Here is a 21,002-nt window from a genome sequence, read left to right as displayed (position 1 = left end):
TTATTCTCTGATAATTAGGGGGGCTGAACCAGGTAGACAATTGGCACAAAGCAGTAGATCAAGGAGGACAATTACGTAGTAGGCACCATGATTCTAACACATAATCTAAATCAGCAACTTTTGTAAAAGATATCCAACTTAAATCCCTTCCAAGATACATGATCATGGATGGTCATATCAAGATGATCACTTCCTCTGTAATAAGGCTTTCCAATGAGAAGATATCAATTTTCTCCAAAGCTTTATTGAGAAAAGGCTGGCACCAACCAAGTAGACCTCATATCACTTTTAAACCCAATCTCGGGGCCATCCTTCATGCTCAGTTTAAGACTACATTTCCCTTTCAGTTTTCTCATCTGCGCTGGACCATTATAATATTATCGGCTCTATCTATATCCAAAAACAATATGTCCGGATCGATCACCACTTGAACAATCTCGGAATCCACCTTGAATTTTATTGTGTTCAGTCCTTGATCTAAGCAAATCCATTCGATCTTTTCCACCCCATTGGCATCTACCAAACCTATTCTGATGTAATCTTTAAACTCATTGACCTCCTGCCTTCTCCCTTGGGCATCACTTCTATACTTTCTGGCTTGCACAATGACCTCCAACCATTTATCCGTGCGGACCGCACTTTTGATGCTATGGTCATAGAGGGTAATGGTCTCAAATAAGTCTTCCACCAAGTAGTGCAAGGAATCCGGAACTGCATTCCGCAAAGTATCTAAAAAAACGAGTGAAGTAGCAAAGGGAGGCGCTTTGTAACGATACGTCTTTTCAAACTTAGCCAAAGCTTGATTGAATCGAACTTCTCCAATATATTCTGACAATAGCGTCAGGCATAATCCTCCTTTCACATAATTCAGATACTGTTGATCCAGATTTGCCATGTTCAGTGGAACTTCATCAGCCTTTTGACCTCTTATTTCGAAGTACATATTTTGCTCCTTCTCCCGATGCTTCCGAATGACCTCTTGTCCATATCGCTGCTCTACCACTCTTTTCGAAATATACTCTGCCAGGCCCTCAGAAACCAATTGTCCACCCTTCACATTGGCCGGATCCACTTTATGCCCCCACCAGTAATGTGCTATTTCATGCGCAGCCACAAAGAAAGGATGGTTGTATTCTGAGTTTTTTTCATGGTCAATGTCACACAACATTTTTACTTCCGATATTGGAATCATATTGCCATTGAGCGAAGCGTAACTTCCTTCTGTAAGCGGAAATTCCACCATCCTCAATTTTTCATGTTGAAGAGGCCCGAACCATTGCTCGCAATAGGCCATCGACATTTGCGCACCCTCTATCAGATAATCAACGTTGAAATGATGATCCGGATGGTGGTAAACATCAATCAGTCCTTCTGATTTCATATCGTATTTGCCTGATATCCAGGAAATTGAGTTTTTGATGGGGCCATTGGATTTATAATGAAAATATCGCCTACCGTTACGCTCTCCTGAATCTATAAGGTCTCCCATGGACAATCCAATCTGATCTTCTGAAGTTGTGATCACAGTCTCATATTCGATCCTGCCCATATTGTTGGGGAAAAATTCGTATCCCAACAAAGCGGGGTCCGATGGCAAAAGTTCTTTGACCGTACGATCCTGCAAACCGTATTTCTTTCGTTTGTCAGCATTTTTCAGAAAAGCATGCCTCACTCCAAGTGTAGGTATAATTTGACCTGTGATAAATGTTCCATTGGTATTCACTCGGGAATTATCGTGAAATAGGGTATTGGGATGGTTTTGTATGTCAATGGTCATTTGTAAGGAATCTCCAGCACATAATGGTTGATCCAGTACATATAATGCGTATTTGATTTGATGATCTTTGTGAAGGAGTGTTGCCGGAGTTTTCATGTCAATGACCACACTGTCTTTAAAGGAAGTTCCCACTAAAATCGTGTCGATTTCCTGATCTACTTTATTGACATAAGTCAGATTTCCTTTGAGGTGGAAGTCCCTGGTATCGGGATATATGTCCATATTGAGATGGGCTGCGGCCAATCTGGGTTGAACCATGCCCATGTACTGTGCATATCGTTTCTCGTTTTCTGCGTAAATCTGGTCTTCCTCATCCTGGGTATAGAATGTTCTGGATCTATGATGTTCCTGATGATACACCCAACCGCCCATTGACAAGTACAATAGGAAGAATCCCATCAGCAAAAGCCCTTGCGTTCCCCGGACGTTTCGTCTCCTGTTTTGCAGCCTTTCTCTCATCGTAAATGTGCGTCCTCTTTTCCATATCACATTGGCCAAACAGAGTAAAATTAAGGCGCCTAGAGCCCAGTATGCTTTGTAAACAACATAAGTCGACAGCATACTTCCATATCCATTGAAATCCGAGTAGGTGAAACCAACGTAGATGTCCGGGACCAAATTAAAATGTAGGACACTCTCGCCTAACCATGGCAGGTCAAGCATTTCAGCAGCAGTAGGCATCATTAAAACAGCTACAGGAATGAGCAGCAAAATGATGAAACTGACGTACATATTGGGGATCAAACTATGAATAAACATGGCCACACAAGCCCAAATGGCAAAATGTATGAATTGAAGGATGAATAATTCAAACAGGTAATGTGCCAGATCAATTTGATAGAATTCTTCACTAATCTGAACAGATATACCTGCGATCAAAATGATGCTCAATAAAACCCATTGCATTTTTAATACGGCCAACCATTTTGTTAAAAGAAAAACATGATTGGGCTGAGGAGTGGTGTCTATCAAACCGCTCATCTGGCTCTGCCTATCTCTGAATATGAGCAATCCGCTGTACAAGAAGGTCAGTAAATTGAAAATGCCGGAGAAAATAAACATGGGTATACGAAGCATTTCTGCGGTGGTGGGTAAAATGGGTACACCGTGCTGTGGAGCCATTCCCCTTTGCTGGATATGGACCATGATAAAGCCGATCAATAGTAAAATGATAAATGGCCAACTGGTTATGATACTTTTGAAATCAATGTTGGATAGCCGCCAGATCGTATGGAATTGATCTTTTATACTAAAGGAAAGTTCATGCCTAATAGCGCTAGGCGGTCGTAAATCAGACTTGACACTAACGTTGATCTTTTGACTTTGGGTTCTTTTTTTGCTTAAATCAGTGAAATGATGAAGTCTGAATTTTCTGAAGGTATAGATCATTAATGTAATTGAACCAAGAATCCAAATTATTCGATTGACCAGCAGGTTGGTGTCAACAGGGAAGGCATTAAAATTCTTTTCTGTCAATGTCCAATATCGAGTCTGGAGGTTGGACAGAACCTCTGCAAACGGATCCAGGTAGCCAATGGCGTGGAACGGGAAAGCACCTAAAATTTTGGTTAAGACAAACAGAATAATCACTCCTATAAATCCAAGATATAGGTTTCTCCATTGGCTCACCAGGGCAAAGACTACTGCAGAAACCAAAATTAAATTAGGTAGTAAAATCCAAAGATAGAGTTTTAAATACCTGCCCATACCGAGACCGTCTATCGCATCCGGATTCACACCGGGCATAAGGCTGCCAATGAAGAGGCCAAGCCCCATAGCGGCGGCAATAATGAGCAACACGATAAATGCAGACGCGAATTTGGCCAGGAGGTAGTTATATTTGCCAATAGGATAAGCATACAATAACTTGTGGATGCCACTACTGAAATCTCTATATACAGAATGACCAATGATGGCTGGAACAAAGAAAATTATTAATTGCTGTAGGAAAGTCAGCAATTCATATAGCCTCCATTCAGAATTCTGAATGGTCATTCCGGGACCAGAAATTTCTTCGCTGGCCATACCCCACATTGACATAAAGCAAACAATGAAAAGAAATGTGAAAAAAACATAGGGTAAAAAGTTTCCTTTCCAAAACCGTAACTCCTCCGTGAATATGATTTTAAACATGTCCTTTTTTTAAAGTGATGAAGTAGAAATCTTCCAGATTAGCGGATGCCTGAGCAAACGGAGGTGACAGTTGATGTTCCGAGAAGATCCGAACGCTGACCCTATCATTTTTAACAAATTTGGTAGAAAGCACCACATGCTTTTCTTTGAGTGCGGGCACCTTAGACTCTTCGATGTCAACGACATAAATCTTATGCTTAATTCGCTTTAGGGCTTCCTCCGGCTTGCAACGCTCGAGAATCAGACCTTCATTCATGATGGCCATATCTGTGCAAAGCTGTTTGATATCTTCCACGATGTGTGTAGAAAAAATGACGATGCAATTTCGCCCTATTGCTCTTAAAACATTGAGGAATCGCTGTCTTTCTTCAGGGTCTAATCCGGCTGTTGGCTCGTCGACGATGATAAGTTGCGGGTCATTGAGCAAAAGTTGTGCGATACCAAATCGCTGTTTCATCCCACCACTGTAACCACTAACTTTCTGGTGAGCTACATCGCTTAGATTCGTTAATTCCAGGCAATAATTTACCCATTCTTTGCGTCTGGATTTTGATGCCACACCCTTTAATTGTGCCAGATAGTCCAGCAGATTACGGGCAGACATTCTGGGATACACTCCGAACTCCTGGGGCAGATAGCCAAGCCTTTTTCTTAAAGACATCTCATTTTTTAAGATGTCAATATTGTTGAATGAAATGGTGCCTTTATCCGGTTTCTGCAGGGTGGCGATGGTTCGCATCAGGGTAGACTTGCCGGCGCCATTGGGACCCAGGAGACCAAACATGCCAACGCCAATTGTCAGATTTACTTCTGCTAGAGCTTTAGTCCCATTGGGGTAAATTTTTTCAAGATCTTTTATTGCTAGTTCCATTTGATGAATTTTGACCTGAAATTATGGTGGGACCTGGGGGATTGAAACAAAACATGACGAACGGCATCTCTTTCGTGTTCATTGGTCAATTTTCCATTCATCATCGAAATTCAGCCATTGATCATTCTGATTGTGATCGTGAAGCTGACCGTTTTATCTTTCCATACAATTTTTTGTACATGAATACTCGAATTAAGGCTGCATTGCGATATTTTTTTGAAAAGAATGGTTGGTTGTATCTGTGCTACTTCCTCTTTTACAGTTACTTCCTGATGCAAGTCAAAAACGAATTGGGCTGGAGCGTTTATTTAGGTATTTTCTGTTTGCTTAATGTGCTTATGGCTCCCGCTGTGATTTTCACTTTTGTAGAGGATAGGGTAGGGGAGAGGAATTGGATTTACTGGTTGACATGGACTTGCTCCTTTGTATTAATCCCACTGGTCATCATGTGGGTTGTGCAGTATTTTTCGTGGGCAAAATGGATGGGATTGGCATGGATGGAAGATGGATGGGTTATTATCGTGGCCAGAGATTTAGTGATTAGTAGCGTCCTCATTTACTGGCTTCTAAAATTGACACAAGAGAATCCTGTATTTCTTAAGTTCAGAAAGCGACTCAGGCGATTGAGTTTTTTCAAGTTGGCCATGATCATTTTCGCCCTTCTTGCTCTGGCACTGCCTTTCTTTACGAATGATTTTCAAAATATGCTGAATGATAGACCTGTAGGTCAATGGTTTTTCAGCTACTTAATATTCATTCCGCAGATTTTCATCATTTATGCATCTTACTATCTCTACTACTACATTCATCATTACTTTCTATTCAATAAGGTATTACAACGCAAGGGAGTTATTGCTTATCTTCTGGGCTGTATAGGTTTGATCTTGTTGCTTACCCCTATTCTTAATTCCGTTTTCGATCAGTTTCCTGTGATAAAACAATTAACCATTCATCCACTTGGAGCGACAGGAATACAGAATTTCGATGACATTACTTATATTTTTCCGCTGATCGCGATGATTTTTTCCTTCCCCATTATTGTGCTCATTGAATGGAATAAAAAATCTACAGCCATGCAAACATTGGAACAAGAAAAAACCAAGGCAGAATTGAGTTTACTGAAACAGCAAATCAATCCACATTTCTTTTTCAATACCTTGAATAATTTATATGCTTTAAGCCTCGAAAAGTCGGATCTCACACCTGAAACCATTCTGAAATTATCGAAGTTGATGCGATTCGTCATTTATAAGGGAGCGGAGGAATATGTCAGAGTGGAAGATGAAGTGAATTATTTGAAAGATTACATTGATCTTCAGAAACTGAGACTGAATACACCGTTTGAACTCAAAATGGACATAAAGGTTGAGAATGATGCACAACCTATACCACCACTCATGTTGATCAATCTCGTAGAAAATGCTTTTAAACACGGTATACAGCCCAGTGAAAAGCCTGGCTATATTCACTTATTGCTCGAAGTCAATCCAAAACAACTGAAGTTTAGGCTGCAAAATTCGGTAGATCCTGAGAAAGGTGACGTACCTGCAGGAGGGATGGGTCTGCAAAACTTAAGGAAGCGATTGCAGATTCGCTATCCTAAGCGGCATGAACTTGAAATCAGTGAAGGACAAACCTTTGAAGTTACGTTATATTTGGATTTATGAAAAAGATCAATGCCATAATCGTAGATGACGAGCCACTTGCTCATCGAATTATAGAGCGATATGCTGTGGATCTTCCTTTCTTGGAGATTATAGGTCAATTTTACTTTGCTACTGAAGCGTATAGTATCTTGAATGACAGGCCAGTAGATCTCATTTTTTTGGATATAGAGATGCCGAAGTTGAAGGGTTTGGATTTTTTGAAATCATTGACAGAAAGGCCACAGATCATTTTGACCACTGCTTATGAGGAATATGCTTTGGAGGGCTTCAACTTACAGGTGGCAGATTATCTTTTAAAACCATTCTCATTTGATCGCTTTTTGCAAGCTGTGCAAAGGGTTATGAAAAACATAGATATGAGGTCAAGTTTGCATGATTCTGGCAGCGATTCTCATCTTTTTATAAAGGTGGATAAAAGGCATGTGCAGGTCAATATAGCTGATGTATACTATCTGGAAAGTTATGGTAATTACGTGAAAGTTTGGTTCAAAGATGAAATGTTATTGACTCCATCGACGCTTACTGCTTATGAGGAGGCACTTGCTTCGAAGGGTTTTGAAAAGGTTCACAAATCCTTTCTGGTGAATCGACACTTTGTCGATTACGTCGAAGGCAACACCATTTTTATGTTGAATGGTAAAGAGGTTCCTGTCGGAAAGAATCATCGCGGGCAAGTCAAAGCGTGGTTCGCTTAACATATTTAAATATTTAAATATATTTTTTTCCTTTTTTACTCAGTAAGCTTGACTTATCTTCACTTCAGATTCGAAGCCGATTTTATCGAATCCACCGATTTTATTAACGTACATCCCAATACTATGAATCGACAAGATACGATAGACCCCATCAGTCAGATCTTTGAGCGCATCAGTTTGCCCCTGAAGCGAAAGGAGTTGAGTTTAATTTTGATCGTTGGTGTAATCGGGTGTATTGGTACCATGTCTGTTTTTAAAAAGTCTTTTGCCAGGACTGTGAAAGCCCCGAAAAATCTCAGCACCATTAAGATTGTGGAAGAAGCAACCAGTGTTACTCCTTTTTTGCAAAACATCGATCCTTTCCTGAACATAGCTGGCACGATGCATATATTTGAGCCTCTTGAGTTTTCGATTGGGAATTACAATCCGCAGGCTGTCTATGAGGTGAATTTTGGTGATGGTCAATTTCTCAAGGGGAAGTTTAAAAGTTTCAAGCACGCCTATCAGCAGGAGGGAAAATTTGATGTTGAATTGATCATCCACTATAAGAACAATTCCAATTCTATCTTTAACACTACGGTGAATATCTTTCCAACGGAGGCGGCATTTCTATCAAGTTTGTAGCGTTGATCTGAACTAGTTTTTGGATTTTTTCGTATATTATTTCTAAATTTGTGCATTATGTTGAACTTCTTTAGAGTAACGATTGAAAGGTCAGTGTTTGGGGTATGTAGTTACCTTGCTGAGAAGATGGGGATTCGCTCTGCCCGGGTGCGTGTTTATTTCATTTACTTAACATTTGCTACGCTTGGTTCGACGATCATTCCTTATCTGGTGACTGCCTTCTGGCTCAATGTCAAGAAATATATTCGGAGTGGCCGCAATATGTTGCTGGACTAATTATTTTGGATTAATGGTGTTTGGTGAGACTTGCAGATGGAATTTGTAAGTTTCAAGAGAGAGACAAGATCTAAATGAGCTCTTCAAAGACGGGAGCAATTCTCATCATTTTGAGATTATCTAATAAGTTTTTGATAATCGTTCGTTTATTGACTTTAAATTACATACCTTTGCGACGTTCAAGCAAGAACACCTTTTGATAATAAGGTATAATTTAGTAATTAGTTAAAGAGTTTATTCTCTTCTTTCCTTTTTTATTTCATCCATACTTTATCGTTTTAAATGAGCAATTATTGCCATGCGCTTTCCACACTTTTATGTGGATACCATCAATGGTCAATAAAGTATTCTGCTGGAACAGAACATATTATTAATATTTAACAAAGTAAGATGCAAGAAGGCACAGTAAAATTTTTTAATGACTCAAAAGGATTTGGGTTTATTTCTCCAAACGATTCAGGAGATGATATTTTTGTACATTCATCTGGATTAATAGATGACATCAGAGAAAATGATAAGGTTGAGTTTAGGACTGAACAAGGAAAAAGAGGATTGAATGCAACTGATGTAAGAGTTATTGATTAATTCTTATCTATAAAGTATAAAGTCTAAGAAAGGTGGTTTTAATTAGCCACCTTTCTTTTTTTATGCTTATTATTTACATCATCTCTCGGACTCATTCCCTGTCGTTATTTTCTTCAATGAAAGGCAATAGCAATTCATCCATTGGCAAGACCTTGCCTGAAAGAATGATTCGATCTATGGTTTTCAAATTTTTAATATTTCGAGTAGGATCTTCATTTAAAATCAAAAGGTCCGCAATCATCCCAACTTTAATTTGACCCAGTTGATCAGAGGTATTTAGCGCCTTCGAAGCATTCACTGTCGCTGTTTTTAATACCTCCATTGGACTCAAACCAGCCTCCTGATAGCACATTAGTTCTATAAATAAACCAAAGCCATAAGGCAAAATGGGAGAGTCAGTGCCTGCTACAATTGTCACACCCTTTTCATAGGCTTTCTGGATTAACTCGGACTGACGTCTAAACATGATCTCATACTCTGCAGGACTTTCTTCTACAAGCTTGATCCCTGCACGCGCACTAGATTTGACATACGCTCCCTCTAATACTTCTATTCTTTGTTCATCTAATAAATCTGGATTTTTAAAGAGCATATAATTATATCCACTATAGATACCTATGGTGGGAGTAAAAGTCATTCCTGCAGTAGCCATCATGGTCGGCACATCTGAATAAGATTTATAGGTTTCACTCATCTTCGGAGTGTATCCTCTTCGACTGGTTCCCAATATGTGCTCTACCCCGTCGACGCCCATCAATGCAGCTGGATAAAGTTCGTGTGAAGTGACAGGTAAACCCAGCTGGTGCGCTCGTTCTATGACAAGTAATTGCAGGCTATCCGGCAATCGAACATACGTTTTAATAAGGTCGTAGTTTAATGCCTCTGATCTTTGCAATTCACGCCTGATTTGCTGTTCAGAGTATTGCGCATAGGTTCCATTGTAATAAACCCTGTTTCCATCAATAGGACTACCGGTATAGAAAATCCTGGGATGTAGAATATTGCCATTAATCTGAGCTTCTTTTCTATTTTGAGCATCATAAGGATAGGTAGCTGGATCCCGTGTACTGGTTACACCCCATGCCAACCATTTGTGTCCGAGGGATGTACCCAGATCACTTCCCTGGTGGGCATGCATATCGATTAATCCCGGAATGACAAATTGATTTGATGCATCTATAAAGTTCAAAGATTGCTTACGATCCTCATGGGGTACAATTTGCATAATCTTTTGACCTTTAATAATGATATCCTGGTTCTTCAGAATTTCATTATTCATCGTAATCACTGTTCCGGCATGAATGGTGAGCGATGGATGATCGCTACTATGCTGATATTCCAGGTCAATAGCTACATTTTCGATTGATCCATCTGACCGATTGATTATTTTCAGTTGGGATCCTGACATGACCAAAATCTTATCCCCGGATTTATTGATAGAAGGTGCATCCGATAGTTCTTCAAAAATAACCATCTCTTTACCAATAACATTCAGCGCATGGTCGAGTTGGACCTCCTTGAGTTGGCCCCTTGAAATGTAGACTAAAGTTTTGCCTCCATCTACGAGCAGCGGTACATCATTTGTCCGAGCGCCAAAAGATAAATCTGGAGGTGCCTGCTGAACTGAGGTCTCTCCTGTCTCGGAATCTATGATGATATTTCTGGCGATACCTTCCCGGTACAGGCCAGAATAAGGCTGAAGCATGCTCATTAAAATGTACTGACCATCCGGATGCCAGGAAGGAGCACTGGTGCTATAAGGAAAGCTGGGTCTTGGCGATCGGGATTCTCCAGTATTGTAATCCATAATGGATAATCTACCGGATCGGGGACCAAATGCCATGGTATAGGCTATTTTTCCTCCATCCGGGCTGAAGGAAACTCCACTTGGCATAGTGGTAATATGGCCTAGCTTTCTTGTTTTTGCGTTTTTTATATCATATTCCCAAAGTGCTGTTCTATTGCCTTTGTCAGAAGCATAAACCAAAGTTTTGCCATTGGGATGCCAGGCAGGCATGAGTTGCACATAGGAATCGTCAGTCACTCTTATCAATTCATCAGAATTAAGGTGCTTGATCCAAACATCACCCAATGCGATGAAACTGATCTTTTCACCGTCCGGAGATAATTGAGGGCAATGGATTCCTTTAACTTTTTGCGATTGAGCTTCGACTAATCTGGGTTCCTTTCGCTTATATTTATTGATGTCAATGGGCAGGGTGGCTTCGAAAGGGATGGTTTGCTTTTGGCCACTTACCAATTTTGTGATATGACCATCGCTGGTATAATAGGAAGCGTCAGATCGATGTTGAGCTCTAAATGGAAAAACGTCCTCTTCTTCTGTAGTAATGTTACGGACTTCCCCTGTTTTGATGTCAATGGATTTCAGTTGGCTCACCAACCAGTCGTGTTCAATAAAGCTGATTATACTGTCATTGCTATACCAAGATGGAGCGTATATTTTTGCGGGAGAATGGTATAATGTTTTGATTTTATTTGAGCCTAGAGAAATGATGTTTAACTCCCATTGATCTGGCGTCTGACGGACAAAAGCGATAGCATCTCCACAATAGCTATACGCCGGGCCATAATCGTTATAATCACTGGAAGTTAAAGGACTTAAATCACCACTGATTTCATTATGTATCCAAATATCATAGGTTCCTGACTGATCGGAGGAGAATACAATGTTACTGCCATTTGGCGCAAAATGAGGCTCTCTTTGGTCGTATAGACCTGCGGTTAATTGTCTTAAGTTAGAACCATCTTGGTTCACGGACCATATGTGCCAATTGCCATCCTGATAGGATTGAAAAGCTATCCTTTTGCCATCGGGCGAAATGTCAGGCTGTCTTGCATCCATGAAGTGGCCAGTTAAGGGTTGTGCCTGGATCTTTTCTTTGCCTTTTTTGAAAAGTGTTCCCTGCAGATCAAATACCATAAAATCTTCATCAGGAGAAACTGCAACAGAGATATTGGTTCCTTCGGAAAAGGTTACCATCGTTTGGTTTTGCTCAGGATGCTCTATCTTGCATGAAATGACTATGAAGATGAGAAACATTAAGAAGTATGTATTTCTGAGTATCATTTGATCCCAATATAAAGCTAATCTTTGTATGCAGGTCCTCAATTGCCAGGATGATAATTGATCGAAACGTTGATGGATGTTAATGTGTCTTGAGTGTATATGATTGCGCTTCGAATAAGTGATAATTTTTCTATATTTAATCAATTTAACCCTAAAGCCTCAAATGCTCAAATTTTTCCGTAAAATCAGGTTTGACCTCATCAAGGGACATCGAGTCAATAGATATATTCTTTATGCAGCAGGGGAAATTCTTTTGGTGGTTGTAGGAATACTAATCGCTTTGCAGATCAATAATTGGAATGAAACAAAAAAATCAATTAGAGCTGAACGTGAATTGTTATCGGCAGTATTAGAAAATATTAAAACCGATAGTTTAAGCCTGGATAGTTTATTGAGAAGAACAGAAACTATTATTGAGACTCACAAAGAACTCATAGGATTTTCAAAGGGTATTCTTACGGTTGAGCAAATTGGAAACTTGGATGCTGTAAGAAGATCGGAGCCTAATCAATTGGTTACCAAAAAGAATAACCCTAATCTTTCTAATCAAGTAAGAGATTTGGGTGTAAAAAAAATAATTCTTGACTATTACCTGGAGATAGACTGGTTGAATTTTACCATTTCTAATAACAATGAAATCATTGAGCAAAGGGTGAGGCCATTTTTAGGTGAGAGGAGATTGCTGAATTATGGCAATCAATTTAATGAAACCAGTGATCAAATGAATTTGGTGAATCGGAGCAAATTTATAGAAGAGTTCAAGAAAGATGAATTGAAGCAGTTGCTGTTTGAGTCCGGGTTGAAAATTAATATTATGCAAAGGGTGGCAAACAGGACGCTCTTAAAGAACCAGGAAGTGAAAAAGGTTATATCAAGTTATTTAAAGGGATATGATTAAGTTTTTTAGGGGAATACGGCAAAAAATGCTGAATCAATGACGATTTAGCAAGTATTGGCTTTATGCTATCGGGAAAATTTTTCTAGTAGTAGTAGGAATTTTGATTGCCTTGCAGACCATTACGGCGCATGAATAAATAGAAGCTTAGTAAAAAGCTAAAGTATCTCCTGTACATTCTTAAGATGCTCATAAATTTATGGTGTTGAATATTCATGCTCTAGATGTTTTCATCTTCGATGTCCAATGAAGGAAGTAAAAAATAGACTCCACTAAATCTTCAATTTTAATAAGGTTATAGCTTTGCTTTACGGTTTAATTTGCTCAATGTTTTTGAAAGTTTGGCCATGCTAAATATAAATTCATAAAGCACATGCTACCGATGTTTTATTTCGTATATTTAATAAGCTATGTTAGATTCTACGTCACGTAGCACTTGTTCTAAATCAATTTAATAACCCTTAAAAATCCAAGCTATGCATACGAATACTGCAAACAGATTGCTTTTCTTTCTATGTTTTTTCGTTCTTCAATTTACACTTTCAGCTCAAACGATGACTTTTAATTCAGGACCAAGTCATCCAGGCTTTTCATTTTCAGGTTGGAATGGTTCCGGTGGAGTAATTTTCCCAGCTTCTAATCAACCTAACGCGAATGGGTCAATGTTTATCACCAAAAATGAATATTGCTTTAATTTTATCAGTTTTACAACGAGGAGATTTGATAATGTGGACGGTGGAGGACAATGGCGAGTAGTATCGAATAACGGAGATGTCTATTTTTTTTGTCCAAATTTGCAAGCATCTCAAGTTCATACTTTAAATTGGAAAGATGTAAACTCGGTTGTATTTTTTGTAGATCCTAGTACTCCTGATGATGGATGTAGCGTTGGATTAGGCACCAATGCCACATTCGATTTTGATGATTTGGTTTATCAAGAAGTAATCAAGACACCTGCTTCAACCCCATCCATTACTTCAAATTCAAATAGCATATGTCCCGGTGAAAGTACCGCGCTTAATATTATCGGCAATCTAAATGAGGCAATTAAGTGGAAAGTTTACTCCTCAGCATGCGGTGCAGGTTTAATTGGAAGTACTTCCGGTACGAGCATAACTGTTGCGCCCAATAGTACTACCACTTACTTTGTCCGTGGTGAAGGAGATATTTGTACGCCATTAGGCGCATGCGCTTCCATAAGCATTACCGTTTTAGAAAACTCAACCCCAATGAGCACAGTGACAGCAAGTCCTAGTACTACTTGTCCAGGAGATGCAGTTTCTTTATCTGCCTCAGGTGGAACCGACGGAACTGGAGCAGTCGTTAAATGGTATACTCAACCTAATGGCGGAGGCACAAATTTTGCAAATGGTCCTGGTCCTCATATAGTCAATCCCGCTCAGAACACTACTTATTATGTAAGACGAGAAGGTACTTGCAACACTACATCTGATGCTTCTACTACGGTTACTGTAGAAGTTTGTGATCCTTGCGCAGCTTTAGGTGGAGATAGCGACGGTGATGGCGTTTGTAATAATAATGACGGTTGTCCTAATGATGCCAATAAAACAGATCCAGGCCAGTGTGGGTGTGGATTAGCTGACACAGATTCAGATGGGGACGGAACAGCCGATTGTAACGACGCTTGTCCTACAGATCCTGGCAAAATAGCACCTGGAATATGTGGATGTGGAGTAGCTGACACAGATTCAGATAATGACGGAACGGCAGATTGTAATGATGACTGCCCTAATGATGCCAATAAAACAGCACCTGGAATATGCGGATGTGGAGTAGCTGACACAGATACAGATGGTGACGGAACGGCCGATTGTAACGACGCTTGTCCTACAGATCCTGGCAAAATAGCACCTGGAATATGCGGATGTGGAGTAGCTGACACAGATACAGATGGCGACGGAACAGCCGATTGCAACGACGCCTGTCCATTTGACGCTAATAAGACTAACCCCGGTCAATGTGGATGTGGGAATTTAGAAACTGACACAGATTCAGATGGAATAGCAGATTGTGTTGATCCAGATGATGATAACGATGGCGTTGCTGACGTTGATGATTCTGATGTTTTGAATCCATTTGTTTGTAGAGACGCTGATGGCGATGGTTGTGATGATTGCTCTAGTGGTACAGATGACGTAGCAAATGATGGAACCGATACGGATGGTGATGGTCTTTGTGATGTCGGTGATCCGGATGATGATAACGATGGCGTTGCTGACGTTGATGATTCTGATGTTTTGAATCCATTTGTTTGTAGAGACGCTGATGGCGATGGTTGTGATGACTGCTCAAGCGGGACGGATGACGTAGCAAATGATGGAACCGATACGGATGGTGATGGTCTTTGTGATGTCGGTGATCCGGACGATGACAATGATGGACAAACGGATGATGATGAACTAGCATGTGGATCTGATCCTTTGGATGCTTCAAGTACTTCTCCAGATAATGACGGCGACAATTCTCCTGATTGTGTTGATCCGGACGACGATAATGATGGCGTTCTTGATGGAGATGATAATTGCCCATTAGACGCTAATACAGGTCAAGAAGACTTAGATCAAGACAATATAGGTGACGTTTGCGATCCAATTGTTAATGTTGATGGCGCGGTAAGTACATTAGAAGGACTTGTTGTAAGTCTTTCTGTAAAACACGGCTTAGAAAATGCCTTTACTGTCAAAATCAATAATGCTGTATCTGCTTGTGCCAATGGAGATCCTCAGGAGGCTCTTGATTTGCTCAATGCGTTCATAAATCAAGTTGAAGCAAAAAGGGGGAAAGATTTAACTGACGCTGAAGCTGATAATTTGATAGCAGTTGCCCAAATCATAATTAATGCGATCAATTCTGGAGACTCTGATTGTGGTGCTTCGTCATTGAAAAAAACTAACGAGGGAAGCGATCTATTTGATGATTTGCAAATAAATGTATTTCCGAATCCATCTAGCTATGAGACTTCGATTAATTTTAATCTGAACATGACTCAAAAAGTCAGTGTTCAATTGGTTAATCTTAGTGGCCAACGGATAAAGCAAATTGAATCCAGAGCATTCAATAAAGGTCCACAACAAATTAAATTCCAAACTAAGGATCTGGAAAATGGCATCTATTTCATTGTAATTCAGACTCCGCACTCAATGTCATCTAAGAAAATTAGCATTATTAAATAATTGATCGAATTTTGAATTAGGAAAAGAGCGGCTATCTGGCTGCTCTTTTTCTTTTTATGCTCGTCCAAAGAAGTTTGCAGTTATTAGCGTGTTGTTAATCACTAGCGATGATTTCATAATTGTGCTGTTCTATGTGAAGGTGTGGAGGGGTTGAAATTGATCGATAATGGCGCAAGTGAGGAGGATGTAAAGCCAATGTAGTGTATCTCAGGAATAAAATTTATCTTGTTTGATTGGAGAGGGTGGAAACTATGAAAAGATAAATTAAGCTAATTCTTGGAATCATTTATAATCGTTGGAATCACGTTATTCTCTGTTTATATTTTAGACAGGTGGGACAACAGATTGCTTCAAAAGTTATTTGAATGGGTCCCAGCCATTCTATTGGCATATCTGATACCGGCAGGTATCTCTCTTTTATTTGGAAAGGATTATTCTGCCGGATATATACATACATTTAACAAGGAGTACTTGATCTTATTGGCTGTATTGGCCTCTATGAGCAGTCTTTCTTTGGTTCAATTGAAGGCGATTGGATGGAAGCCGCTTGCCGTATTTCTTGCCGGCTCTCTTTGGATAGCCGTTTTTCCTATTTTGCTTATAGTCATATGGCTAAATCAAGATTTTGTGGCAGAAGTTTTAAAGGACTTGGAGTATTGGAAAGGACTGCCACCCATCGTGGGAAGTTGGATTGGTGGGAGTACAAGTCAATTGGTCCTAAAAGAGATCGTAAATTGCCCGGAACATATTTTTTTGACGATACTTGTGATGGACAACGTATTGGTCAATGTCTGGACCATTCTAATGTTTCAGGGAATAAAGGAAAGCAACTTTTTGAATCAGAAGCTGGGGATTACAGATTCAAAAATGCCTGTGAGCTTGGAAGAAAGTTCGGACGGTGAATTTTCTCTCCTTCTCATCGCGGTTGTTTTGATTGCTTCGGTATTCTTAGTGAATGTGGTCACCGAAAATTACATCGCAAAGATTCTCTTGCTTTCTGGATTAGGTTTAGTACTTGGGAATTATGTGAAGGGCTGGAATGTGAAGATTGCTTTGAAGATGGGAAGCCTCTTGATTCTGATAGTAATGGCAGTTTTGGGTTTGAAGCTGAGGTTTAGTGCATTCGAGTTGAATTTGGAACTCCTCTTCTTCCTGGTGATCTGGTTGATCAGCCATCTATTTGTGATGTTAGGCTTAGCGAAAATTTTGAATGTCAATGTAGCCTGGGTTCCTATAGCGAGTATGGCTAATGTAGGTGGGATCGCTACTGCCCCTGCTGTTACTGCTGCCTATGAGAAAAAGTGGATGCCGCATGCAATTGTACTGGCAATTCTGAGTATGGCGACAGGTACGTTTTGGGGAATGCTTACGATTTTCTTACTGAAAATGATTTTTGATTTGTAACTATCGCTTAACTTACTAATCGTTTTGTTGAATAGTTGAAATGGTGGTCTTTGTAAGCCTCTAAAAGGTTGTATGTTCTTCGTTCAATTGATTATTTTCTTTATATTGAATGTAATTAACCCTGGATCAATGCTTAAAACCCTCAAATCCTCTCTGCCACACTACATTCAGATCTTTTCCATTATTATCCGCCTCTAATTTGACCATGATCAGATTTTTAAGAAGTAATAATGTCATTAATTGATAGAGGAAGGTTCAAGAAGTACTTGCTTTATGCAATCGGAGAGGTAATTCTGGTTGTGTTTGGAATCTTAATTGCGCTTCAGATCAATAATTGGAATAAACAAAAATTGGATCGAATTGCTGAAAAACGATACTTGATCAGTTTTGTAGAAGATTTAAGGAAGAATGAAAAATAGTTGGAAAGAGTAATGAAGAAGGCTAGAGCGACGTCCTCTTCCATTGATTCGATATTTGTGCTTGTAGAATTAGATTCGAATTTATTCAAAAAAGATCAAATTGTAAAATTGTTCATGAAAGGCTTGGGCTTTACGGTATTTAGGGCTCAAGAGGGTACTGTAAATGATATCATGGGCAGTGGAAAGTTAGAAGTTATCAGGGATGATACCATTAGATTATCAATCGGTTCATGGGAAGCTAATCTAAGAACTATTCGGGAATGGGAAAAGATAGAACGAGAATCTTGGAATAATTACAAAGATCAACTTAACCATTGTATACCGGTCAATCAACTCTTAAGAGATGAATCTGAAGCTGAAGATTTGAATGTTGAAAATGTATGGGAAGACTTGTATTTCAGGAACTTACTACATGAACGCACACGCTATCCGACCATTCTAAGTGAAGAGTACGAGGTCCTCCTTAATGATATCAGGTTATTGATTTCGCGCATTAATGGTTACCTGAAAACGGGATAAGCTCCGATCTTTACAAAAAAAATTCTTATTATTAGTTTAGTAAAGAACCCTAAAGCCTCAAATGCTCAAATTTTTCCGGAAAATCAGGTTTGACCTCATCAAGCGACATCGAGTCAATCAATACCTCCTCTATGCAGCAGGAGAAATTTTGTTAGTAGTGGCAGGAATCCTAATTGCTCTTCAGATCAACAATTGGAACGATCAAAGGAAGGTGGCAAATACGCAACAAGATTTTCTCTTGGAATTGAACGAAGACATTGATCAGTTATTCAATGGATATTCCTGGCGACTTCCTGATATAGAAAACAACTATGAAATTTCGCTTAAGGGCTTACAGTATGTGGAAAATTGTAATGCAGTAGACGAGCGCAAATTATACCTGGATACGGTTTTATTGACCCATCAGGTACTACCCGCCTTTTATAGTATTCATGATACTTACGACGAAATGTTATCTGCAAAGATGATGTCGAATTTGCCAAACGAAACCTTAAGAGCTCAAATTAAGGATCTATATCATTCTTTAGAGTATTCGAATAGTTTTATCGATTATTTCCGGACTGAACTGGGAAGGGCAAACGAGATCATATGGAAAAAGGTTCTTTTTAGTTATGACGAGAACGGAAAGTTAGAAGTAACGTATACATTGGAAAATTTGTGTGAAGACTTTGAATTTCGAAATGCTTTAGTGGAGGTGATTGATGCCAGACAAGACTATAGAAATGACTACTTAATGCTTTTGGGGAAGATTACTAAGGTGAGAAATGAATTGGTCAAAGAACTAAAACTAAGGAATGGTTAAGGTCTTTCGAAAAATGCGCAAAATGACTTCTTCTAATAGACGGTTTTCTAATTATCTGCTATATGGTATAGGAGAAATACTCTTAGTGGTGGTAGGTATACTGATTGCCTTACAAATCAATAACTGGAATCTGGATCGATTAGATAGAATTGCGGAAAGAAGCATATTGCAAAGTTTGCAAGTAGAATTTACTGAAAATCTTCGGGATGCCAAGCGAGTTTATGATGGAAATTTAGGGATTATGAACGCAATGAGCCAACTTCAAGACAAAAGCAAAGCTTTAGAACATGGCGAAGCATCTTTCGATATGCTCATGTATGCTGTTTTCGATTGGTTCGATTACAACTCCAGACCTGGAGCATCAAATAATCTGGTGAATTCAGGCAACTTAAATCTTATCCAAAATGAAGAATTGAGGAATAAGTTAACCATTTGGTCAGGCGTAGACGACGAATTGGATGATGATGAACAACTCGCGATTCATTTTTCTCAAAATACGATTGTACCCTTCCTAGCCGAACACTATCCGATGAGCAATCTGGAACGTTTTGACTTCACATTAGAATTCTACAGAGAAGATACATTGGAATTTGAAGCCTATGAAGACCACATTCCTTTTAATCGAAAAGAACTCCTTAATCATCCCACTTTGCAAAGTCATATTTCCATCAAAAAAATGCATGCAAGACACAATGCAATGGAAGGTTACAAATTGTTAAAAGAGTGTGAGAAAATATTAGAATTAGTTACCAATGAGATAAACAGAAATTGATATGATTTTTGCTAAAAATCCAATCCTCCTCATGCTAGCGATGTGCTTGATTTTGCTAGAATTAAATATTAAATGTCAGCCTCCTTCTGAGATAGATGCCACGTTGAGTATTGCGGAAGTTAGTGATCTCAGTGATCATCCAATAGTTAGAAATCGTCAACTGAATGTCATAGAGCTTCGTGGAAGCGGGTATGAACTTGGACTTCAGCATGGGAAAAAACTTAAAAAAGAGATTGATGAAATTATCGGACTGTGGAAGGAAAATACTTCTAAAGCGCTTGGGAAAGACGCTTCTGAAGTATTGGATGAATTTATGGAGTATGCCAACTTTGAAGCTTCAATAAAAAAATGGACGCCAGAATTATATGCGGAAGTCAAAGGGATCGCTGAAGGTGCTGGGCAGAAATTTGAGGAGGTCATGGTTCTTAATCTTTTAGACGAGTTTTGGGTCTACATTGATGACCCTAATAACCATCATTGCAGTGATGTGGGTATTCCTGCAAGAGATGGGAATCCTGCTATGGTTGCACAGAACATGGACATCGAAGATTACACTGATAAATATCAGGTTCTTTTTAAGATATCTGGTATGGATGGACAGCCTAATCAAATGGTTTTATCGCATCCGGGACTGATTGCTCTTAATGGAATGAATGAAGAGGGACTAGGAGTAGTTGTCAATACCATTATGCAACTTAAGGCTGCGGATGAAGGAGTGCCGGTAGCATTTGTTGTCAAAAAACTCATTAGTATGACGGACAAGGATGAAATATTGCAGTTTATCAATTCCATACCACACGCTTCAGGTCAAAGTTATATCGTAGGCATAGACGGCGAAGTTTATAATTTTGAGGCTTCTGCGTGTAAGGTCGTGCGTCATCTTCCAGAAAATCAGAATGATGCGGTTTATCATACCAATCATCCGATTGTGAATACGAACTTAAAACCCTGGCATTCGGATGATGGTCCTAAAGTTGGCAAGCTTGATCAACCTACCAATTCTAATTCTCATATAAGATTTCGTGCTGTGGAATTGGGAATGACTGAAGTAGAGGACATAGACGAAAAGGCGATTATGAATATTTTGAGAGGGAAGGAGGATCCATTGAATCCGGTTTGCAGGTCCTGGACGGGAAGTGGTGGTTTTACTTTTGCTTCTACCATCATGGTCCTTGGTGAAAAACCATACATGTTGATCACTGCGGGTCCCCCTGATGAAACGGAATATCAAACTTTAAATTTTTAAGACGAAATGCTGCGACTATTCCGAAATCTACGCAA

At 39.4% G+C, this 21,002-nt stretch carries 16 protein-coding genes; 13 read left to right on the top strand and 3 right to left on the bottom strand.

All coding sequences use genetic code 11. The features are described 5' to 3' along the window. Positions 1–352: 352 nt before the first annotated feature. Both L2567_RS19790 and L2567_RS19785 read right to left on the bottom strand, forming a co-directional pair. On the bottom strand, positions 353–3,910 hold the full coding sequence (locus L2567_RS19790) for an ABC transporter permease/M1 family aminopeptidase (RefSeq protein WP_235299594.1): 3,558 nt from the start codon (positions 3,908–3,910) through the stop codon (positions 353–355). Beyond that, the gene (locus L2567_RS19785; RefSeq protein ID WP_235299593.1) at positions 3,903–4,781 is read right to left on the bottom strand and encodes an ABC transporter ATP-binding protein; all 879 of its coding nucleotides are present in this window, start codon (positions 4,779–4,781) and stop codon (positions 3,903–3,905) included. The genes L2567_RS19790 and L2567_RS19785 overlap by 8 nt, the downstream gene beginning before the upstream one ends. 53 nt (positions 4,782–4,834) lie before the next feature. On the opposite strand from L2567_RS19785, the gene L2567_RS19780 reads away from it, so the two are divergent. The 5 genes from L2567_RS19780 to L2567_RS19760 all read left to right on the top strand — a co-directional run bounded on the left by L2567_RS19780 (position 4,835) and on the right by L2567_RS19760 (position 8,628). After that, positions 4,835–6,448, top strand: a complete 1,614-nt coding sequence (locus tag L2567_RS19780) for a sensor histidine kinase (protein ID WP_235299592.1) — start codon at positions 4,835–4,837, stop codon at positions 6,446–6,448. Continuing rightward, positions 6,445–7,143, top strand: coding sequence for a LytR/AlgR family response regulator transcription factor (locus L2567_RS19775; RefSeq protein ID WP_235299591.1), 699 nt, complete (start codon positions 6,445–6,447; stop codon positions 7,141–7,143). The genes L2567_RS19780 and L2567_RS19775 overlap by 4 nt, the downstream gene beginning before the upstream one ends. Positions 7,144–7,266: 123 nt before the next feature. Continuing rightward, on the top strand, positions 7,267–7,767 hold the full coding sequence (locus tag L2567_RS19770; RefSeq protein WP_235299590.1) for a hypothetical protein: 501 nt from the start codon (positions 7,267–7,269) through the stop codon (positions 7,765–7,767). Positions 7,768–7,824: 57 nt separating this feature from the next. Next, the gene (locus L2567_RS19765) at positions 7,825–8,043 is read left to right on the top strand and encodes a PspC domain-containing protein (protein ID WP_235299589.1); all 219 of its coding nucleotides are present in this window, start codon (positions 7,825–7,827) and stop codon (positions 8,041–8,043) included. 390 nt (positions 8,044–8,433) lie between these two features. Then, complete coding sequence (locus L2567_RS19760) at positions 8,434–8,628, top strand: cold-shock protein (protein WP_235299588.1); 195 nt, start codon at positions 8,434–8,436, stop codon at positions 8,626–8,628. A 91-nt stretch (positions 8,629–8,719) separates the two neighbouring features. Here the strand turns inward: L2567_RS19760 and L2567_RS19755 are convergent, their stop codons facing one another. Further along, positions 8,720–11,629 carry an amidohydrolase family protein gene (locus L2567_RS19755; protein WP_235299587.1) on the bottom strand — a complete coding sequence of 970 codons (2,910 nt, stop codon included), beginning with the start codon at positions 11,627–11,629 and terminating at the stop codon, positions 8,720–8,722. Between the two features lie 250 nt (positions 11,630–11,879). Here L2567_RS19755 and L2567_RS19750 point away from each other — a divergent pair, with 250 nt between their 5' ends. The 8 genes from L2567_RS19750 (at position 11,880) to L2567_RS19715 (ending at position 20,967) form a co-directional block, all read left to right on the top strand. Next, a complete protein-coding gene (locus L2567_RS19750; protein ID WP_235299586.1) occupies positions 11,880–12,614 on the top strand; it encodes a DUF6090 family protein in 735 nt (244 codons plus the stop codon). Positions 12,615–13,087: 473 nt separating this feature from the next. Then, positions 13,088–15,805, top strand: coding sequence for an Ig-like domain-containing protein (locus L2567_RS21380; RefSeq protein WP_235299585.1), 2,718 nt, complete (start codon positions 13,088–13,090; stop codon positions 15,803–15,805). Between the two features lie 276 nt (positions 15,806–16,081). Then, the gene (locus tag L2567_RS19740) at positions 16,082–17,209 is read left to right on the top strand and encodes a DUF819 family protein (RefSeq protein WP_235299584.1); all 1,128 of its coding nucleotides are present in this window, start codon (positions 16,082–16,084) and stop codon (positions 17,207–17,209) included. Positions 17,210–17,439: 230 nt separating this feature from the next. After that, entirely contained in the window at positions 17,440–17,628 is a 189-nt protein-coding gene (locus L2567_RS19735; RefSeq protein WP_235299583.1) for a DUF6090 family protein, read from the top strand. Between the two features lie 12 nt (positions 17,629–17,640). Next, positions 17,641–18,147 carry a hypothetical protein gene (locus L2567_RS19730; protein WP_235299582.1) on the top strand — a complete coding sequence of 169 codons (507 nt, stop codon included), beginning with the start codon at positions 17,641–17,643 and terminating at the stop codon, positions 18,145–18,147. 61 nt (positions 18,148–18,208) lie between these two features. After that, the gene (locus L2567_RS19725; protein ID WP_235299581.1) at positions 18,209–18,949 is read left to right on the top strand and encodes a DUF6090 family protein; all 741 of its coding nucleotides are present in this window, start codon (positions 18,209–18,211) and stop codon (positions 18,947–18,949) included. After that, a complete protein-coding gene (locus L2567_RS19720; RefSeq protein WP_235299580.1) occupies positions 18,942–19,721 on the top strand; it encodes a hypothetical protein in 780 nt (259 codons plus the stop codon). Before L2567_RS19725 ends, L2567_RS19720 begins: the two co-directional genes overlap by 8 nt. A gap of 1 nt (position 19,722) precedes the next feature. Beyond that, the gene (locus L2567_RS19715; RefSeq protein WP_235299579.1) at positions 19,723–20,967 is read left to right on the top strand and encodes a C45 family autoproteolytic acyltransferase/hydolase; all 1,245 of its coding nucleotides are present in this window, start codon (positions 19,723–19,725) and stop codon (positions 20,965–20,967) included. The last annotated feature ends 35 nt before the right edge of the window (positions 20,968–21,002 follow it).

It is taken from the genome of Portibacter marinus (assembly GCF_021533195.1).
Lineage (GTDB): Bacteria > Bacteroidota > Bacteroidia > Chitinophagales > Saprospiraceae > Portibacter > Portibacter marinus.
Note: the sequence above shows the minus strand (reverse complement) of the source record. Positions and strands in the feature narration are given on the sequence as shown.